Annotated in this window: 12 protein-coding genes; 9 read left to right on the top strand and 3 right to left on the bottom strand. The window is 69.4% G+C overall.

Annotated elements, in window-relative coordinates; all coding sequences use genetic code 11:
• The first annotated feature begins 18 nt into the window (after window positions 1–18).
• The 5 genes from Q0V34_RS08495 (at window position 19) to Q0V34_RS08475 (ending at window position 4,188) form a co-directional block, all read left to right on the top strand.
• Entirely contained in the window at window positions 19–1,020 is a 1,002-nt protein-coding gene (locus tag Q0V34_RS08495; RefSeq protein WP_297510581.1) for an NADPH:quinone oxidoreductase family protein, read from the top strand.
• A 101-nt stretch (window positions 1,021–1,121) separates the two neighbouring features.
• On the top strand, window positions 1,122–2,042 hold the full coding sequence (locus tag Q0V34_RS08490) for a WecB/TagA/CpsF family glycosyltransferase (protein ID WP_297510578.1): 921 nt from the start codon (window positions 1,122–1,124) through the stop codon (window positions 2,040–2,042).
• Between the two features lie 73 nt (window positions 2,043–2,115).
• Window positions 2,116–2,307: a hypothetical protein gene (locus Q0V34_RS08485; RefSeq protein WP_297510575.1), complete on the top strand. Its 192-nt coding sequence runs from the start codon at window positions 2,116–2,118 to the stop codon at window positions 2,305–2,307.
• Window positions 2,308–2,407: 100 nt separating this feature from the next.
• On the top strand, window positions 2,408–3,298 hold the full coding sequence (locus Q0V34_RS08480) for an SDR family NAD(P)-dependent oxidoreductase (protein ID WP_297510572.1): 891 nt from the start codon (window positions 2,408–2,410) through the stop codon (window positions 3,296–3,298).
• On the top strand, window positions 3,295–4,188 hold the full coding sequence (locus Q0V34_RS08475) for a DMT family transporter (RefSeq protein ID WP_297510569.1): 894 nt from the start codon (window positions 3,295–3,297) through the stop codon (window positions 4,186–4,188). The genes Q0V34_RS08480 and Q0V34_RS08475 overlap by 4 nt, the downstream gene beginning before the upstream one ends.
• On the opposite strand, the gene Q0V34_RS08470 is transcribed toward Q0V34_RS08475, so the two are convergent.
• Together Q0V34_RS08470 and Q0V34_RS08465 are read right to left on the bottom strand one after the other, a co-directional pair.
• On the bottom strand, window positions 4,176–5,162 hold the full coding sequence (locus Q0V34_RS08470) for an SDR family NAD(P)-dependent oxidoreductase (RefSeq protein ID WP_297510566.1): 987 nt from the start codon (window positions 5,160–5,162) through the stop codon (window positions 4,176–4,178). The genes Q0V34_RS08475 and Q0V34_RS08470 overlap by 13 nt on opposite strands.
• 3 nt (window positions 5,163–5,165) lie before the next feature.
• A complete protein-coding gene (locus tag Q0V34_RS08465; protein ID WP_297510564.1) occupies window positions 5,166–6,473 on the bottom strand; it encodes a UDP-glucose/GDP-mannose dehydrogenase family protein in 1,308 nt (435 codons plus the stop codon).
• A 291-nt stretch (window positions 6,474–6,764) separates the two neighbouring features.
• Between Q0V34_RS08465 and galE the strand changes: the two genes are divergently transcribed.
• The 3 genes from galE (at window position 6,765) to Q0V34_RS08450 (ending at window position 12,771) form a co-directional block, all read left to right on the top strand.
• On the top strand, window positions 6,765–7,748 hold the full coding sequence (gene galE, locus Q0V34_RS08460; protein ID WP_297510561.1) for a UDP-glucose 4-epimerase GalE: 984 nt from the start codon (window positions 6,765–6,767) through the stop codon (window positions 7,746–7,748).
• Between the two features lie 102 nt (window positions 7,749–7,850).
• Entirely contained in the window at window positions 7,851–10,301 is a 2,451-nt protein-coding gene (locus Q0V34_RS08455; protein WP_297510671.1) for an EAL domain-containing protein, read from the top strand.
• Between the two features lie 106 nt (window positions 10,302–10,407).
• Window positions 10,408–12,771: an ATP-binding protein gene (locus Q0V34_RS08450; protein WP_297510558.1), complete on the top strand. Its 2,364-nt coding sequence runs from the start codon at window positions 10,408–10,410 to the stop codon at window positions 12,769–12,771.
• On the opposite strand, the gene Q0V34_RS08445 is transcribed toward Q0V34_RS08450, so the two are convergent.
• Window positions 12,749–14,239 (bottom strand): helicase HerA-like domain-containing protein, encoded by a 1,491-nt coding sequence (locus tag Q0V34_RS08445; protein WP_297510555.1) that lies wholly within the window; start codon window positions 14,237–14,239, stop codon window positions 12,749–12,751. The two genes, Q0V34_RS08450 and Q0V34_RS08445, sit on opposite strands and share 23 nt — an antisense overlap.
• A gap of 102 nt (window positions 14,240–14,341) precedes the next feature.
• Between Q0V34_RS08445 and Q0V34_RS08440 the strand changes: the two genes are divergently transcribed.
• A complete protein-coding gene (locus Q0V34_RS08440; protein WP_297510552.1) occupies window positions 14,342–15,487 on the top strand; it encodes an AI-2E family transporter in 1,146 nt (381 codons plus the stop codon).
• Window positions 15,488–15,524: the final 37 nt, after the last annotated feature.

The following is a 15,524-nucleotide window of genomic DNA, read 5'->3' as shown; positions in this document are numbered from 1 at the left end:
GCTCCCGGGAGAGGCGACATGAAGGCGGTGCTCAGCAAGGAAGTCGGCGGCCCCGAGACCTTGGTGCTGGAGGACCTGCCCGATCCCGTCGCCGGCCCCGGTCAGGTGCTGATCGACGTGAAGGCCTGCGGGGTGAACTATCCCGACGTCCTGATCATCGAGGACAAGTACCAGTTCAAGCCGCCGCGGCCGTTCGCGCCGGGCGGCGAGGTTTCGGGCGTGATCTCGGCCGTCGGCGAGGGCGTGACCCGGTTCAAGGTCGGCGACCGCGTTCTCGCCTCGACCGGTTGGGGCGGCTACGCCGAAAAGCTCGCCCTTGAGGAGTGGCGCTGCACCCCGATCCCCGACGCCATGCCCTTCGATGAAGCGGCCGCCTTCGTTCTGACCTATGGCACCTCCTACTACGCGCTGAAGGAACGCGGCGTGTTGAAGGCCGGCGAAACCCTGCTGGTGCTGGGCGCGGCGGGCGGCGTCGGCCTCGCCGCCGTCGAGCTGGGCAAGGCCATGGGCGCGCGCGTCATCGCCGCCGCGTCGAGCCAGGAGAAGGTCGATCTCGCGATCAAGCACGGCGCCGACAGCGGCGTCGTTTATCCGCGCGGCCCGTTCGACAAGGACGGCCAGAAGGCGCTGGCGGATCTGATCAAGGGCGCCTGCGGTCCCAACGGCTGGGACGTCGCCTATGACGCGGTCGGCGGCGACTATTCCGAAGCCACGATCCGCGCCGCCGGCTGGAACGGCCGCTTCCTGGTGATCGGCTTCCCGTCGGGCATCCCGAAGATCCCGCTGAACCTGACGCTGCTGAAATCCTGCGACATCGTCGGCGTGTTCTGGGGCGCGGCGGTGGCGCGCGACCCCAAGGGTCACGCCCAGAACCTCCGGGAGCTGATGGCGCTGTACGCCGAGGGCAAGATCCGGCCTTATGTCTCCGAACGTTTCCCGCTGGCGCGCGCCGGCGAGGCGATCGCCCACCTCTCCAGCCGTAAGGCGATGGGCAAGGTGGTCATCACGATCGACGCCTGAGGCCCGGCCGAGACGTGGTTAAGCCGCGCTAAGTATCCTTCTTAGCGAAGGAAAAACGACATGTCCGCACACTGTCTCCGAGACTAGGAGACTCTGCGGACATGTTCGCCCCCCTCGACCAGAGCGGGCCCGGCGACGCGGCCCCCGCCGCGCCGCGCCGGCCCTACCGCCTGACGCGGCGGCCGGAGGAGCGTGTCCGCGTGCTGGGCGGAACCATGGACCTAGTGCGCCCGGAAGAGGTTTTCCATTTCGTGACGGGAAAGCTGGCCGCGCGCCAGAGCGCCATCGTCGCCAATCACAACCTCCACAGCCTGTATCTGATCGGCAAGAACCACCAGATCAGCGCCTTCTACCAGGCGGCCGATCTGATCGAGGTCGATTCCGTGCCGCTGATCTTCTGGGCGCGCCTGGTCGGCCGCGCCAGTCGGCGTTTCCACCGCTGCACCTATCTGGACTGGCGCGACGCCTTCTGGACCCTGGCCGTGCAGAAGAACTGGAAGGTCTTCTTCGTCGGCGGCGCGCCGGGCGTGGCGGAAAAGGCGATCGAACAAATTCGCCAGGACTGGCCGGCGGCCCGCATCGCCAGCCACCACGGCTATTTCGACGTCGCGCCAGGTTCGGCGGAGAACGAAGCGGTGGTCGACGCGATCCGCCGCTACCAGCCGGACATCGTCCTGGTCGGCATGGGCATGCCGCGCCAGGAGATCTGGACGCTGGAGAACCACGCGGCCTACGGGCCGGCCGTGACCTTCACCGTCGGCGGCGCCTTCGACTACGAGGCGGGGGTCCAGAAGGCCGCGCCGCGCTGGATGGGACCGCTCGGGATGGAATGGCTGTTCCGGCTGATGTCCGATCCGCAGCGTCTGTTCTGGCGCTACTGCGTCGAGCCCTGGTCGCTGATCGGTCCGGCTTGCGGCGACCTTGTTCGCGCGCTGTCGCGGCGGCCGCCGACGAGCGACCCGCGGACGGCGGAAACCGCGCGCTGGGAGCAAATGCGCGCTCGCAACGAAGCGGCGCGGTGAGGATGACGACTCGGGTGGGGGCCGCGTTCGGCCAGATCGTCATGGTCGTCTTCGCAGAGGGGCTTGGGGGCTGATGGGCCTGGATGTTCGCGTCATGACGCTGGAGGCCAAGGAGCGCTCCGGCTTCGCGCACCGCGCGGTCGCGGGGCTGGGCCTCGTCGGGCTCGGCGTGGCCTGGGCCGTCTTCCTTCTGCCCTGCATGCTCTGGCTGGCCGTCAGTCATCTGGGACGGCGGCTGGAACCGTTGATCCGCCGCCCCGCCTGAGCGATTTCCGGGGCGAGACCTCTAGCCAAGCCCGCCCCGCTCCGCGAATATGATCATTGATCACCGACCCGAGAGAGGTCGGGGGCGCGGAGGAATTCTGATGGTCGGACGTCTGGACGGCAAGGTCGCCGTCATCACCGGAGGCTGCTCGGGCATCGGCCTGGGCGCCGTCGAACTGTTCGTGGCCGAGGGCGCGCGGGTCGTCGCCGCCGACCTCCAGGCCGAGAAGGGCGAGATGCTGGAACGGCGTTTCCCCGACCAGGTTCGCTTCTCCCGCTGCGACGTCACCGCCGAGGACGATCTCGCCAGGACCATGGCGCTGGCCGAGGCGAGCTTCGGGTGTCTGGATATCCTGTTCAACAACGCCGGCCACGGGGGCACGCCCGCGGGCGTCGCCGAACTCACGACCGACGGCTGGGACAAGACCTTCGCCCTGCTGGTGCGCGGCCCGGCCCTCGGCATGAAGCACGCCCTGCCGCTGATGCTGAAGCGCGGCGGCGGCTCGATCATCAACACCGCCTCGATCGCCGGCCTGCAGGCGGGCTTCGGCCCGCTGGCCTATTCGGCCGCCAAGGCCGCGGTGGTCCATATGAGCCGCTGCGCCGCGGCGGAGTTGTCGCCGTTGAAGATCCGCGTCAACGCCATCTGTCCCGGCCTGATCGCCACCTCGATCTTCGGGGCCTCGATGGGCCTGCCGCGCGAGGTCGCCGATCAGATGGCCGCCCAGATCGCCTCGATCGGCCCGAAGATCCAGCCGATCCCCAAGTCCGGCCTGCCCGAGGACATCGCCGCCGCGGCGCTGTATCTGGCCAGCGACGACTCGCGGTTCGTGACGGGAACCCACATCGTGGTCGACGGGGGCATCACGATCGGCCCGCGCTCGGCCTGGGACAAGGATACGCCCTCGCCGATCCTCGCCGCGATGGGCGTCACCCCGGAGCAGGCCGAGGCGATGCGGGCGCAGCTGATCGCGGCCGGCGGGGCGGGGTGAGCCTGACGCCCAATCTGCGCGGCGCGCTCTGGATGCTGGCCTCGGCCGTGGGCTTCACGGCCATGACCACGCTGATCAAGTTCCTGGGACCCGGCTATCCCGCCGCGCTGCAGACCTTCTACCGCCAGCTCGCGGGCGTTCTGGTGCTGTTGCCGCTGATCGCGCGCGACTGGAAGGCCGCGTTCCGCACGACGCGCCCGGGGATCCTGATCTTCCGGTCCAGCGCGGGGGTGCTGGCGCTGATCATGGGCTTCTACGCCTATCAGAAGCTGCCGCTGGCCGACGCCAACGCGCTGTCGTTCACCCGCACCCTGTGGCTCGTCCCGCTCGCCGCCTTCGTGCTGCGCGAGCCGATCGGACCGTTGCGGATCGGCGCGGCGCTGGTCGGCTTTATCGGCGTCCTGATCATGCTGCGGCCAGGCGCGGGCGGGGTGGGGGCCTGGATCGGCTGGCCGCAGGCCTGCGCCCTGGCCTCGGCCTTCCTGTTCGCCCTGACCATCACCGGCATGAAGGTGATGACCCGCGACCACAGCCCGTTCGTGCTGCTGGTCTACGCCGCCGTGCTGGGCCTGGTGTTCGCCATTCCGCCCGCGCTGTTCGTCTGGAAGTGGCCAAGCTGGCCCGATCTTGGCCTGCTGGCCGCCATGGGGGTGATCGGCACCCTGACCCAAGGCGCCTATATCAAGGGCATGGAGGCGGGCGAGGCGGCCGTGATGGCCCCGATCGACTATACGCGCCTCGTCTTCGCGGTCGGCGCGGGCTTCCTACTGTTCCACGAGGTCCCGCGCCGGGCCACGGTGATCGGCGCGGTGATCGTGGTGGCCTCGACCTTGTTCATCTCCTGGCGCGAACACCAGCTGTCGAAGCGGGCCGCCGCTCAGCCCGCGTAGGCTCGTCGCCACGCGACGAAGCGCTTGAGGCCCTCGGCCAGCTTGACCTTCGGTCGATAGCCGCAGAGCGCCTGGAGCTTGTCGATATTGGCGAAGGTGGCCGTGACGTCGCCCGGCTGCATGGGCCGGAACACCTTGACGGCCTTGAGCCCCAGGGCGGCCTCCAGGGTGTTGATCATGTCCATCAGGCCGACCGGATCGTTGTCGCCGATATTGTAGAGCTCGTGCCCGCCCGCCGGGGGCGGGTGGTCGAGCACGCCCAGGACGCCATCGACGATATCGTCGACATAGGTGAAGTCGCGGGCCATGCGGCCCTCGCCATAGACCTCGATCGGCTCGCCGCGCAGCATCTTCTCGGTGAAGCCGTAATAGGCCATGTCCGGCCGCCCCCAGGGCCCGTAGACGGTGAAGAACCGAAGGCCCGACTGCGGGAAGCCATAGAGCCGCGCGTAGCTCTGGCTCAGCAGTTCGCACGACCGCTTGGTGGCGGCGTAAAGCGAGACGGGGCTCTCGGCCGGATCGGTCTCGCGGAAGCCGTCGCCGTTCAGCGGCCGGTCGCCATAGACGCTGGACGAACTGGCATAGACCAGGTGTTCGACGCCGGCGTGCCGGCAGGCCTCCAGCACCGACAGGTGGCCGGCGAGATTGCTGCGCTCGTAGGCGAACGGATTTTCGATCGAGTGACGCACGCCCGCCTGGGCCGCCAGGTGGATCACCCGCCCCACGCCGGCGGTCTTGGCCAGGGCCGCGAGGGCCGCGTGATCGGCGATGTCCATCCGGACCATCGTGAAGTCCGGTCGCGCCTCGAGCCGCGCGGCCCGCGCCGTCTTCAGCGCCGGATCGTAATAGGCGTTGAAGTTGTCGACCCCGATCACCGTCTCGCCCCGCGCCAGCAAGCGCTCGACCACGTGAAGGCCGATGAAGCCCGCCGCTCCCGTCACCAGGACCGGCGAGACGCCGCGCGGGGCCGCCATGGCTTAAGGCCGCCCGATGCTGGCGTAGGTGATGCCGTGACGTTCCATCTCGCCGGGCTTGTAGATGTTGCGCAGGTCGACGACGAGCGGCGCGCGCATCAACAGCTTCAGGCGATCCAGATCCAAGGCGCGGAATTGGTCCCACTCGGTGATGATCACCAGGGCGTCGGCGCCCTCGGCCGCGTCGTAGGCGCCGGTCTTGAAGGTGACGTCCTTCAGCAGCTTCTCGGCCTCGTGGCGGCCTTCCGGATCGAAGGCCTGGATCTTGGCGCCCAGGGCCTGCAGGGCGGGGATGATGTCCAGGCTGGGCGCGTCGCGCATGTCGTCGGTGTTGGGCTTGAAGGTCAGGCCCAGCACGCCGATCGTCTTGCCGGTCAGGTCTTCCAGCTGCATGGCCTTGGCGACCTTGGCGGCCATGGCCCGCTTGCGCGCGTCGTTGATCTCGATGGTGGTTTCGACGATCCGGGTCGGCGCGTTGTAGGTCTGGGCGGTCTTGACCAGGGCCAGGGTGTCCTTGGGGAAGCAGCTGCCGCCATAGCCGGGACCGGCGTTCAGGAACTTCGCGCCAATCCGCTTGTCCAGGCCGATGCCCTTGGCCACCTGCTGCACGTCGGCGCCGACCTGTTCGCAGAGGTCGGCCATCTCGTTGATGAAGGTGATCTTGACCGCCAGGAACGCGTTGGCGGCGTACTTGATCAGCTCGCTGGTGCGGCGGCCGGTGAAGATGATCGGGGTCTCGTTCAGGAACAGCGGCCGATAGAGTTCGCGCATCACCGCCTGGGCCCGCTCGTCCTCGGCGCCGACCACCACCCGGTCGGGGCGCTTGAAGTCCTCGATCGCCGCGCCCTCGCGCAGGAACTCGGGATTGGAGACCACGGCGAACTGGGCGTCCGGGCGCGCCTTGCGGATGATCGCCTCGACCTCGTCGCCGGTGCCGACCGGCACGGTCGACTTGGTGACCACGACGGTGAAGCCCTCGATCAGGCCGGCGATCTCCTCGGCCGCGGCGTAGACATAGGAGAGGTCCGCGTGGCCGTCGCCGCGCCGCGTGGGGGTGCCGACCGCGATGAACACCGCGTCGGCGTCCTTGATCGCCTGGGCGCCGTCGAGGGTGAAGGACAGCCGCCCTTCGCGGACGTTGCGGGCGACCAGATCCTCCAGGCCCGGCTCGAAGATCGGGATCTCGCCGCGCTCGAGCCGCTCGATCTTGCTGGCGTCCTTGTCGATGCAGGTCACCACGTGACCGAAGTCGGCGAAACACGCCCCGGACACCAGACCCACATAGCCAGTGCCAATCATCGCCACGCGCATCGAAGCATCCTGATCCGAGTTCGCGCCGCCCACCGCGGCGCCTCTGCCTATTCCAGCAATCGGCTCGCCGAGGCAAGCCGAAGCGCTAGAGCGTGATAGCCGAAAGTGTGAGCCGTTTCGGCGGCTAGCACGCTCTAAATCTTTGAAACCGACAGGCTCTAAAGCACGCGGGCCCGTGACATCATGATGACACGGGCTGATCAAGGCCGGGAAAGTGTCGCGTCCGTCGGCTTTGTCTTTCGCCCGCCGCGCAAACTCGCTAGCCAGGGGTGTTCTTTCGCGGGAAAATTCATGCAGACCGTTCTGGTGGCCGGCGGCGCCGGCTATGTCGGCTCCCATACGTGCCTGGCCCTGGCCGAGGCGGGCTTCCGCCCCGTGGTGTTCGACGATCTCTCGAACGGCCATCGCGAGCACGTCCAATGGGGACCGCTGGAAGTCGGCGACATCCGTGACGCCGCGCGTCTGGACGCGGTGTTCGCGGAACACAGGCCCGCGGCGGTACTGCATTTCGCGGCCCGGATCGAGGTGGGGGAGTCGGTAAAGAATCCCGGCGCCTTCTTCGACAATAATGTCGGCGGGACGATCACCTTGGTCGAGGCGGCCCGCCGCGCGGGCGTGAACGCCCTGGTGTTTTCGTCGACCTGCGCCACCTTCGGCGATCCCGTGACCTTGCCGATGAACGAGAGCCACCCTCAGGCGCCGCTGAATCCCTACGGGCGCAGCAAGCTGATGGTCGAGCAGGCCCTCGCCGACTATGACCGCTATGTCGGCTTCCGAAGCGCGGTGATGCGCTATTTCAACGCCGCCGGGGCCGACCCCGCCGGCCGGATCGGCGAATGGCACGAGCCCGAGACCCACGCGATTCCCCTCGCCATACAGGTGGCCCTGGGTCAAAGGTCGACCTTCACGATCTTCGGCGACGACTACGACACCCGCGACGGCACGGCGGTGCGCGACTATGTCCACGTGCTGGACCTGGCCGAGGCCCACGTCGCGGCGCTGCGCCGGCTTCTCGCGGGCGGATCGTCGGAGTCGTACAATCTCGGCACCGGAGCTGGCACGACGGTGCGCGAGCTGGTCGACGGCGTGGGCCGCGCGGCGGGCAAGCCGTTGCCGGTCCAGATGGCCCCGCGCCGGCCCGGCGACGCCCCGGTGCTGGTGGGCGACAACGCCAAGGCGCGGGCCGAACTGGACTGGCGGCCCTCGCGCGATCTCGACGCCATTCTCGCCAGCGCCCTGCGCTGGCATCAGGCGCAGGCCGCGGTCGGGCGTTAAGGACGGCCATGGGGTAGATTCTACCTCTGGCCCGCGCCGATCCGCGACGGGTTGTCCCCTCCAGGCGCGTGAAACGGTTTATTTGCAACTCACGCCTTAACCCTGTCGGGATGTGACCCTTGGGGGCGGTGCGTGCTTAAGTTTCTTACCTGCCTGACCACGCAGCACGATCTGAGGCTGGTGCTGATCGCCGGGCTCGTCTGCCTCGCCGGTTGCTTCACCACGTTTCGGCTCTATTCCCGGATGCGCGGCGCGCGAGGCGTCGTCCGCGCGGCCTGGCTGCTGCTGACCGGTCTGGTCGCGGGCTCCAGCGTCTGGGCCACGCACTTCATCGCCATGGTCGCGTTCACGCCGGGGCTGAAGACCGGCTACAGCCCGACAGGCACCTTGCTGTCCCTGATGATCGCGGTGCTCTTCATGGGGGGCGGCTTCGCCGTGGCCTCGGCGCAGCGGTCGACGACCAACGACTTCGCCGGCGGCGTGCTCTTGGGCCTCGGGGTCGCGGCCATGCACTACATGGGCATGTCGGCCTTCGTGACCCAAGGCCATCTGGTCTGGGAGCACGCGACGGTGGGCCTGTCGGCGATCCTGGGGGTCTCCGGCGCCACCGCCGCCCTGGTCCTGGCCGGCCAGGCGCGTAGCGCCCGGGGCCAGGCGATCGGCGGCGGCCTTCTGTGCCTGGGCATCGTGGCGCTGCACTTCACCGGCATGTCGGCCATCACCATCGTTCCCGACGCCTCGGTCGCCGTGCCCGACCAGCTGCTATCGGGCGGGATGCTGACCCTGGCGGTCGGCTCGATCACCAGCATGATCATCCTCGGCGGCCTCGGCGCCGTCGCCATCGAGTCCCAGACCTCGCGCTCGGCGCTCGAGCGCATTCGCCGCCTCGCCAACGCCGCCTACGAGGGCCTCGTCGTGGTCCAGTCGGGCCGGATCAACGACGCCAACGCGGCGTTCTGCGATCTGGTCGGCGCGGAGCTTTCGGAACTGGTCGGTCGCCCGCTTCTGGGCGCCATCCTGACCTTCGACGAGTCGGGGCCGAACCGCGAGGGCGTGCGCCGCGAAGGCAAGCTTCGGCCGATCGCCGGAGGACGAGAGATCCCCGTCGAGGTGTTTTCGCGCCTGATGGACGACGGGGCGCGCGTCGAGACCTCGGGCCTCACCGTCCTGGCCGTCCGCGATCTGCGCGAGCGCCGCGCCGCCGAGGAGAAGATCCGCTATCTCGCCGAGCACGACGGCCTGACGGGATTGCCCAACCGCAATTCGCTGCAGACGCGGCTGGCGGCGGCCATCGAGCGGGTCGAGGCGTCGGGCGAGAGCCTCTCGGTCATCTGCGTCGATCTCGACCACTTCAAGGAGGCCAACGATCAGCACGGTCACGTGGCCGGCGACGCGATCCTGGTCGAGGCGGCCCGCCGCCTGCAGCTGACCGTGCAGGCGCCGTCCTTCGCGGCCCGGCTCGGCGGCGACGAATTCATCGTCGTCCAGATCGCCGGCGGCGACCAGCCGGGGGCGGCGGCCGAACTGGCCGGCGCCCTGATCGAGCGCCTGTCGGCGCCCGCGCCCTATGCCGGCCAGGAGCTCGCGCTCGGCGCCAGCCTCGGCGTCAGCCTCTACCCCGACGACGGCCGCACCGCCGAGGCGCTGATGGCCAACGCCGACATGGCGCTCTATCGCGCCAAGGAGAGCGGCCGAGGGGTCTACCGTTTCTTCAAGCGCGAGATGGACGACTCGATCCGCGAGCGCCGCAATCTGGCGCGGGATCTGCGCCAGGGCATCGCCGACGGCGAGCTGATCGTCCACTACCAGCCCCTGGCCCGCGCCACCGATGGCGAGGTCTGCGGCTTCGAGGCGCTGGCGCGCTGGAAACACCCGACCCGCGGCATGATCCCGCCGCTGGAATTCATTCCCGTCGCCGAGGAAAACGGGCTGATCGGGGCCCTGGGCGAATGGGTGCTGCGCCGGGCGTGCGCGGACGCCGCCTCTTGGGAGAAGCCGCTGCGCATCGCGGTCAACCTGTCGCCGATCCAACTGCACAATCCGGCCCTGCCCAGCCTGGTGCACGAGGTGCTGATCTCGACGGGTCTTTCGCCGTCGCGCCTGGAGCTGGAGATCACCGAGAGCGCGCTGTTCAAGGATTATCAGCGCGCCCTGGACAATCTGCGGCGCCTGAAGGCCCTGGGCGTGCGGATCGCCATGGACGACTTCGGCACCGGCTTCTCGTCGCTGTCGACCCTGCAGTCGTTCCCGTTCGACAAGATCAAGATCGACAAGAGCTTCGTCGAGAACATCCACCGTCACGACCGCGCCACCGTCATCGTGCGCGCGGTGCTGGGGCTGGGGCGCAGCCTGGAAATTCCCGTCGTGGCCGAGGGCGTCGAGACCGAGGAGCAGATCCTGTTCCTGCGCGGCGAGAACTGCACCGAGCTGCAGGGTTACGCCATCGGCCGTCCAGCGCCCGTGGACGCCCTGGCGGCGTGGACCATGGCCACCGCCGGAGCGCCGGCCCGCCAGCCGGCGGAGACCCGTCGCGCGGTCAAGCGCTCGGCCTGATCAACTCCGGCGATTGCGCGCGGAGCCGAACGGGGTATCCATGACTCTCAAGGCGTGAGTCCGAGCGGCGCTCCGGCGCCGCCTCGTCCATGCGGGAGGCGCGCGCGTGCTCAGACGGACGGCGATCAGGTTCGTGACGGCGGCCGACCGGCGGGAACTGCGCTATGGCCTGGCCCTGCTGGCCGTCGCCGTCGCGGTCGCCGCCCGGTTCGCGGCCGTGATGGTTTTCGGCATTCCCGTCTACTTCCCCACCTTCTTCGTCGCCGTGATGGTCGCGGCCATGGTCGGCGGTCTCGGCGCCGGTCTCGTGGCGCTGGTCATCTGCGCCCTGACCGCTTGGCGGTTCTGGCTGCCGCCCGCGGGATCCTGGGACCTGGCGCCTCAGGAGGCGGGCCAGCTGGCCATGTTCTTGCTGTGCGGCGGGCTGATCGTGGTTCTGGTCGAGGCGCTCCGCCTGGCGGTGCGGTCGGGTCTGGCGGCCGAGGCGCGCTTTCGGTCGGCGCAGGAAGTGTCGCTCGACGCCTTCGTCATCCTGGAGCCGGTCCGGGAGCATGGCCGGGTGGTCGACCTGCGCTGGACCTACGCCAATCCGATGGCCGAGAGCATGCGGCCGGCGGGGGTCTCGACCTTGCTGGGGCGACGGGTGCTCGAGGTGTTCCAGGACGAAACCGGCCGCGACATGGTGGAGCGACTGCGCCAGCTTCTGGAAACCGGCGGTCCCGACGACATCGACGTGCGCCGGGTGATCGACGGCGAGGAACGCTGGATCCGGTCCAGCGGGGTGCGGCTTGACGATGATCTGGCCGTCACGTTCCGCGACGTGACCCAGGAGCGTCGCGCCGCCGCCGCCCTGCGAAGCAGCGAGGAGCTGTTCCGGGGCGTGGCCAACTCCGCCCCCGTGATGATCTGGGCGAGTTCGCCGAGCGGCGATGTCGACTGGTTCAACCAGGCCTGGCTCGACTTTCGCGGTCGAACCCTGGAGCAGGAGCGGAACGGCGGCTGGCTCGACGGCGTGCATCCCGACGACCGTCGCGCGGGTCTCGATCTGGCCAACGGCGCCGCGCGGGACCGCGCGCCGTTCAACGTCGCCTTCCGTCTGCGCCGCGCCGACGGCGCCTGGCGCTGGATCAGCAGCGTCGGCGCGCCCCGCTTCGACGAGGCCGGCGCATATCGCGGCTATATCGGCAGCAGCTTCGACTTCACCGAGACGATCGAGGCGCGCAAGGACCTGGAGGACCGCGTCGCCGAGCGCACCGCCGCTCTGCAGGCCAGCATGGCCGAAACCGCGCGCGCTCAGGCGGCCCTGGCCCAGGCGCAGCGCCTGGAGACCGTGGGACGGCTCACCGGCGGCGTGGCGCACGACTTCAACAATCTGCTGACGGTCATCGTGGGCGGCCTCGACATGATCCTGCGCCGGCCCAGCGACACGCCGAGGATCACGCGCCTGGCCGAGGCGGCGCTGGCGGCCGGCCGGCGCGGCGAGCGCTTGACCCGCCAGCTCCTGGCCTTCTCGCGCAGCCAGGAGCTGAGGCTGGAAGTGGTCGATATCGGCGCCTTGCTTGAGCAGGCCGAACCGCTGCTGCGGCGGGCGGTGGGCGAAGCCGTCACCCTGACGCTTCATCACGACCCGGCCGCCCGGGGCTCTCGCGTCGACGCCGCCCAGTTCGAGGCGGCCTTGCTCAACCTGGTCGTCAACGCCGCCGACGCCACCCCGGTCGGGGGCGAGATCCGCATCGCCGTCGCGCCCGTCGCCCTGCGCGCCGGCGAGGTCCCGGACACCGCGCCGGGCGACTATGTCCGGGTCTCGGTCTCGGATACGGGCGCGGGCATGTCGCCCGAGGTCCTGGCGCGCGTCTTCGAGCCGTTCTTCACCACCAAGGAGGTCGGCAAGGGCACCGGCCTGGGCTTGGCCCAGGTCTACGGCTTCCTGCGCCAGTGCGGCGGCGGCGTGGTTATCGACAGCGTCGAGGGCCGCGGGACGACGGTCGCCCTCTATCTGCCGGCCACGGACGAGGCGCCGACGCCCGCGGCCGCGCGGACGGTCGCCTCGCGCGATCGGCTGAAGGGCGTGCGCGTGCTGCTGGTCGAGGATGACGCCGCCGTCCGCGAGATCGCCGGGGGCCTGCTACGCGACCTGGGCTGCCAGGTGACCACCGCCGAGAACGGCCCCTCGGCCCTGGAGGCGCTCCGCGAGGGCGTCGCGTTCGACCTCCTGATGTCTGACGTCGTCATGCCGGGCGGCGTCAGCGGCGTGGACTTGGCGCGCGTGGTCTCGGCGGAGCGGCCCGACATGGCGGTGCTCCTGACCACCGGCTACGCCGGCGATCGCCTGGACGCCGCGCCGGCGGATCTGCCGTGGCCGGTGCTGCGCAAGCCGTTCCAGATCGATCAGCTGGCCGACATCGCCGCGACCCTGCTGCACGGTCGCGTGGCCCCCGAGCGGGATGTCAGTAGCGACGTCGGCGACTAGTCGACCCGCCGGCCAGGCCGCCCAGCAGCCCGCGCATCAGCTCGCGCCCCGCCTGAGACGCCACCGTGCGCACCAGGGTGACGGCGAAGGCCTCGACCATGGTTTGGCGGCCCGACGCCCGAGGGCGCGGCTCGCGCCTGTCGGCCTCGGCCCGCGCGTCGGCGGCGTCCGCCTGGGCCTGACGGGCGCGCGCCTGCAGGACCTCGTAGGCGGAGTCGCGGTCCCGGGCCGTGTCGTAGACCCCCGCGACCGGGCTCTGGGCCTGGAGCGCCGCGCGCTCCTGCGGCGTGACCGGTCCCAGCCGCGACGCCGGCGGCCGGATCAGGGTCTTCTGCACCACGCGCGGCGCGCCCTTCTCGTCCAGCGTCGAGACCAGCGCCTCGCCCACGCCCAGGGCCTGGATCGTCTCGGCGGTGTCGAAGTTCGGATTGATCCGGAAGGATTGGGCGGCCGCCTTCAGGCCCTTCTGATCGGCGGGGGTGTAGGCGCGCAGCGCGTGCTGCACCCGCGCGCCCAGCTGGCCGAGCACGGCGTCCGGAATGTCGGCCGGGTTCTGGGTGACGAAATAGACGCCGGCGCCCTTGGAGCGGATCAGGCGCACGACCTGCTCGATCTTCTCCAGCAAGGGCTTGGGCGCGTCGTTGAACAGCAGGTGGGCCTCGTCGAAGAAGAAGACGAGCTTGGGCTTTTCCGGATCGCCGACCTCGGGCAGCGCCTCGAACAGCTCCGACATCAGCCACAGCAGGAAGGTCGAATAGAGCTTGGGCGATTGGATCAGCTGGTCGGCGGCCAGCAGGTTGACATAGCCGCGCCCGGCCGCGTCGGTCCGCATCAGGTCGGAGAGGTCCAGCGCCGGCTCGCCGAAGAAATGCTCGGCGCCCTGGGTCTGGAGCGTCAGCAGCTTGCGCTGGATCGCGCCGACGGTCGCGGCCGAGACGTTGCCGTACTGGGTTCCGATCTCGTCGGCGTGATCGGCGACATATTTCAGCGCCGCCTGCAGGTCCTTCAGGTCCAGCAGCAGCAGGCCCTCCTGGTCGGCGACGTGGAAGACGATGGTCAGCACCCCTTCCTGCACGTCGTTCAGCTCCAGCAGCCGCGACAGCAGCAAGGGTCCCATTTCCGAAATGGTCGTGCGGATCGGATGACCCTTCTGACCGAACAGGTCCCAGAAGATCACCGGCGGGGCGCTCGGCGTCAGAACGAGGCCCATCTGGTCGGCGCGAGCACGCATCTTGTCGTTCGGCGCGCCGGGCATGGCCACGCCCGACAGGTCGCCCTTCACGTCGGCGGCGAAGACCGGCACGCCGGCGTCGGAGAAGGCCTGGGCCAGGACCTGCAGGGTGACCGTCTTGCCGGTGCCGGTCGCGCCCGCGACCACGCCGTGGCGATTGGAGCGATCGAGCCTTTGCGTCACGGGCCCCTCGCCCAGGCCGACCAGGATTTCGTCTTCGCCAATCGACAGCGACATGCGGCTCTACTCCGTGAGAAAATCGGGCGACCCTAACCGGGGCCTTGCGCGTCGCCAATCGGGGCGGGCAATGTCCCGGTCGCCTCCGGAGAGATTTTACCCATGCCGTCCGATCTTCCGCCCCGCGCGGCGCCGCCCGTCACGACGCGAAACGCGGTGGTGTTCCTGGCGGTGATCGCCGGCGGCGCGATGCTCAAGTGGATGCAGGACATCCTGACGCCCCTGGCCCTGGCGGTGTTCCTGGCGGTGATGATCGACAGCTTCGCCCGGGTCTTGACCGCGAACGTCAAGGGCTTCCCCGCGAAGCTCGCCATACCGACGGCGATGGTGCTGTCGCTGGTGCTGTTCGGCGGCGCGATCTGGATCGTGGTCGACAACGGCCGGATGTTCGTCGACCGCTCGTCGGAATACCTGGCCAGCCTGAACGCCATCCTGGCCAAGTTCGCGCCGACCGTGTCGCGGTTCTTCCCGGGGCTGAAGATCGCGCCGTCCGTCCAGGAGATCTTCAAGCATCTGAATCTTCAGAGTTACATCGGCGACGTGGCGCAATCGTTCAAGAACTTCGGCACCAGCGCGGTGCTGGTGCTGATCTATCTCGGCTTCATCATCGCCTCGCGGAAGGGCTTCGCCCGCAAGATCGTCGCCTTGTTCCCGCACCATGCCGAGCGCGAGCGGAACATGAAGCTGTTCGGGCGCATCCGCGACGGCGTGGAGCAGTATCTGTGGATCCAGACGGTCACCGGGCTGATGATCGCCGTCGCCGCCTTCGTGGTGATGATGCTGGTGCGGCTCGACAACGCCTTCTTCTGGGCGTTCCTGATCTTCCTGGCGGCCTATATCCCGATCCTGGGCGGCGCGATCGGCGGCTTCCTGCCGCCCCTGTTCGCGCTCGTGCAATTTCCCGACTCGATCTGGCCGGCGGTCATCCTGTTCGCGGCCCTGCAGGCGATCTTCTTCGTGGTCGGCAATCTGATCTATCCGCGCATGCAGGGCGACAGCCTGAACATGGATCCGACGGTGGTGCTGCTGTCCCTGGCGGTATGGGGCGCGCTTTGGGGCGTGCCGGGCATGTTCCTGTCGACGCCTCTAACGGTCGCCGCGATGGTGATCCTGGCGCAGTTCGAAGGCTCCCGCTGGATCGCCATCCTGCTGTCCGAGGACGGAGATCCTCAGGGCGAGCGCCTGGCCTCGGAGCCTACGGGGACGACCAAGGCGGCGGGCAGGCGCGCGGCCGCGCGAAAGAAATGACGCCGGCCCTTCAACAGCGGGGGCGGCATCCCATCTA

Source organism: uncultured Caulobacter sp. (assembly GCF_947036865.1).
GTDB lineage: Bacteria > Pseudomonadota > Alphaproteobacteria > Caulobacterales > Caulobacteraceae > Caulobacter.
The sequence above is the reverse complement of the archived record's forward strand: the minus strand, read 5'-3'. Positions and strand labels throughout refer to the sequence as shown.

Coding starts and splice junctions, on each gene's coding strand:
- Q0V34_RS08495 (WP_297510581.1), top strand. CDS start 19: ATGAAGGCGGTGCTCAGCAAGGAAGTCGGCGGCCCCGAGACCTTGGTG.
- Q0V34_RS08490 (WP_297510578.1), top strand. CDS start 1,122: ATGTTCGCCCCCCTCGACCAGAGCGGGCCCGGCGACGCGGCCCCCGCC.
- Q0V34_RS08485 (WP_297510575.1), top strand. CDS start 2,116: ATGGGCCTGGATGTTCGCGTCATGACGCTGGAGGCCAAGGAGCGCTCC.
- Q0V34_RS08480 (WP_297510572.1), top strand. CDS start 2,408: ATGGTCGGACGTCTGGACGGCAAGGTCGCCGTCATCACCGGAGGCTGC.
- Q0V34_RS08470 (WP_297510566.1), bottom strand. CDS start 5,162: ATGGCGGCCCCGCGCGGCGTCTCGCCGGTCCTGGTGACGGGAGCGGCG.
- Q0V34_RS08465 (WP_297510564.1), bottom strand. CDS start 6,473: ATGCGCGTGGCGATGATTGGCACTGGCTATGTGGGTCTGGTGTCCGGG.
- galE (WP_297510561.1), top strand. CDS start 6,765: ATGCAGACCGTTCTGGTGGCCGGCGGCGCCGGCTATGTCGGCTCCCAT.
- Q0V34_RS08445 (WP_297510555.1), bottom strand. CDS start 14,239: ATGTCGCTGTCGATTGGCGAAGACGAAATCCTGGTCGGCCTGGGCGAG.
- Q0V34_RS08440 (WP_297510552.1), top strand. CDS start 14,342: ATGCCGTCCGATCTTCCGCCCCGCGCGGCGCCGCCCGTCACGACGCGA.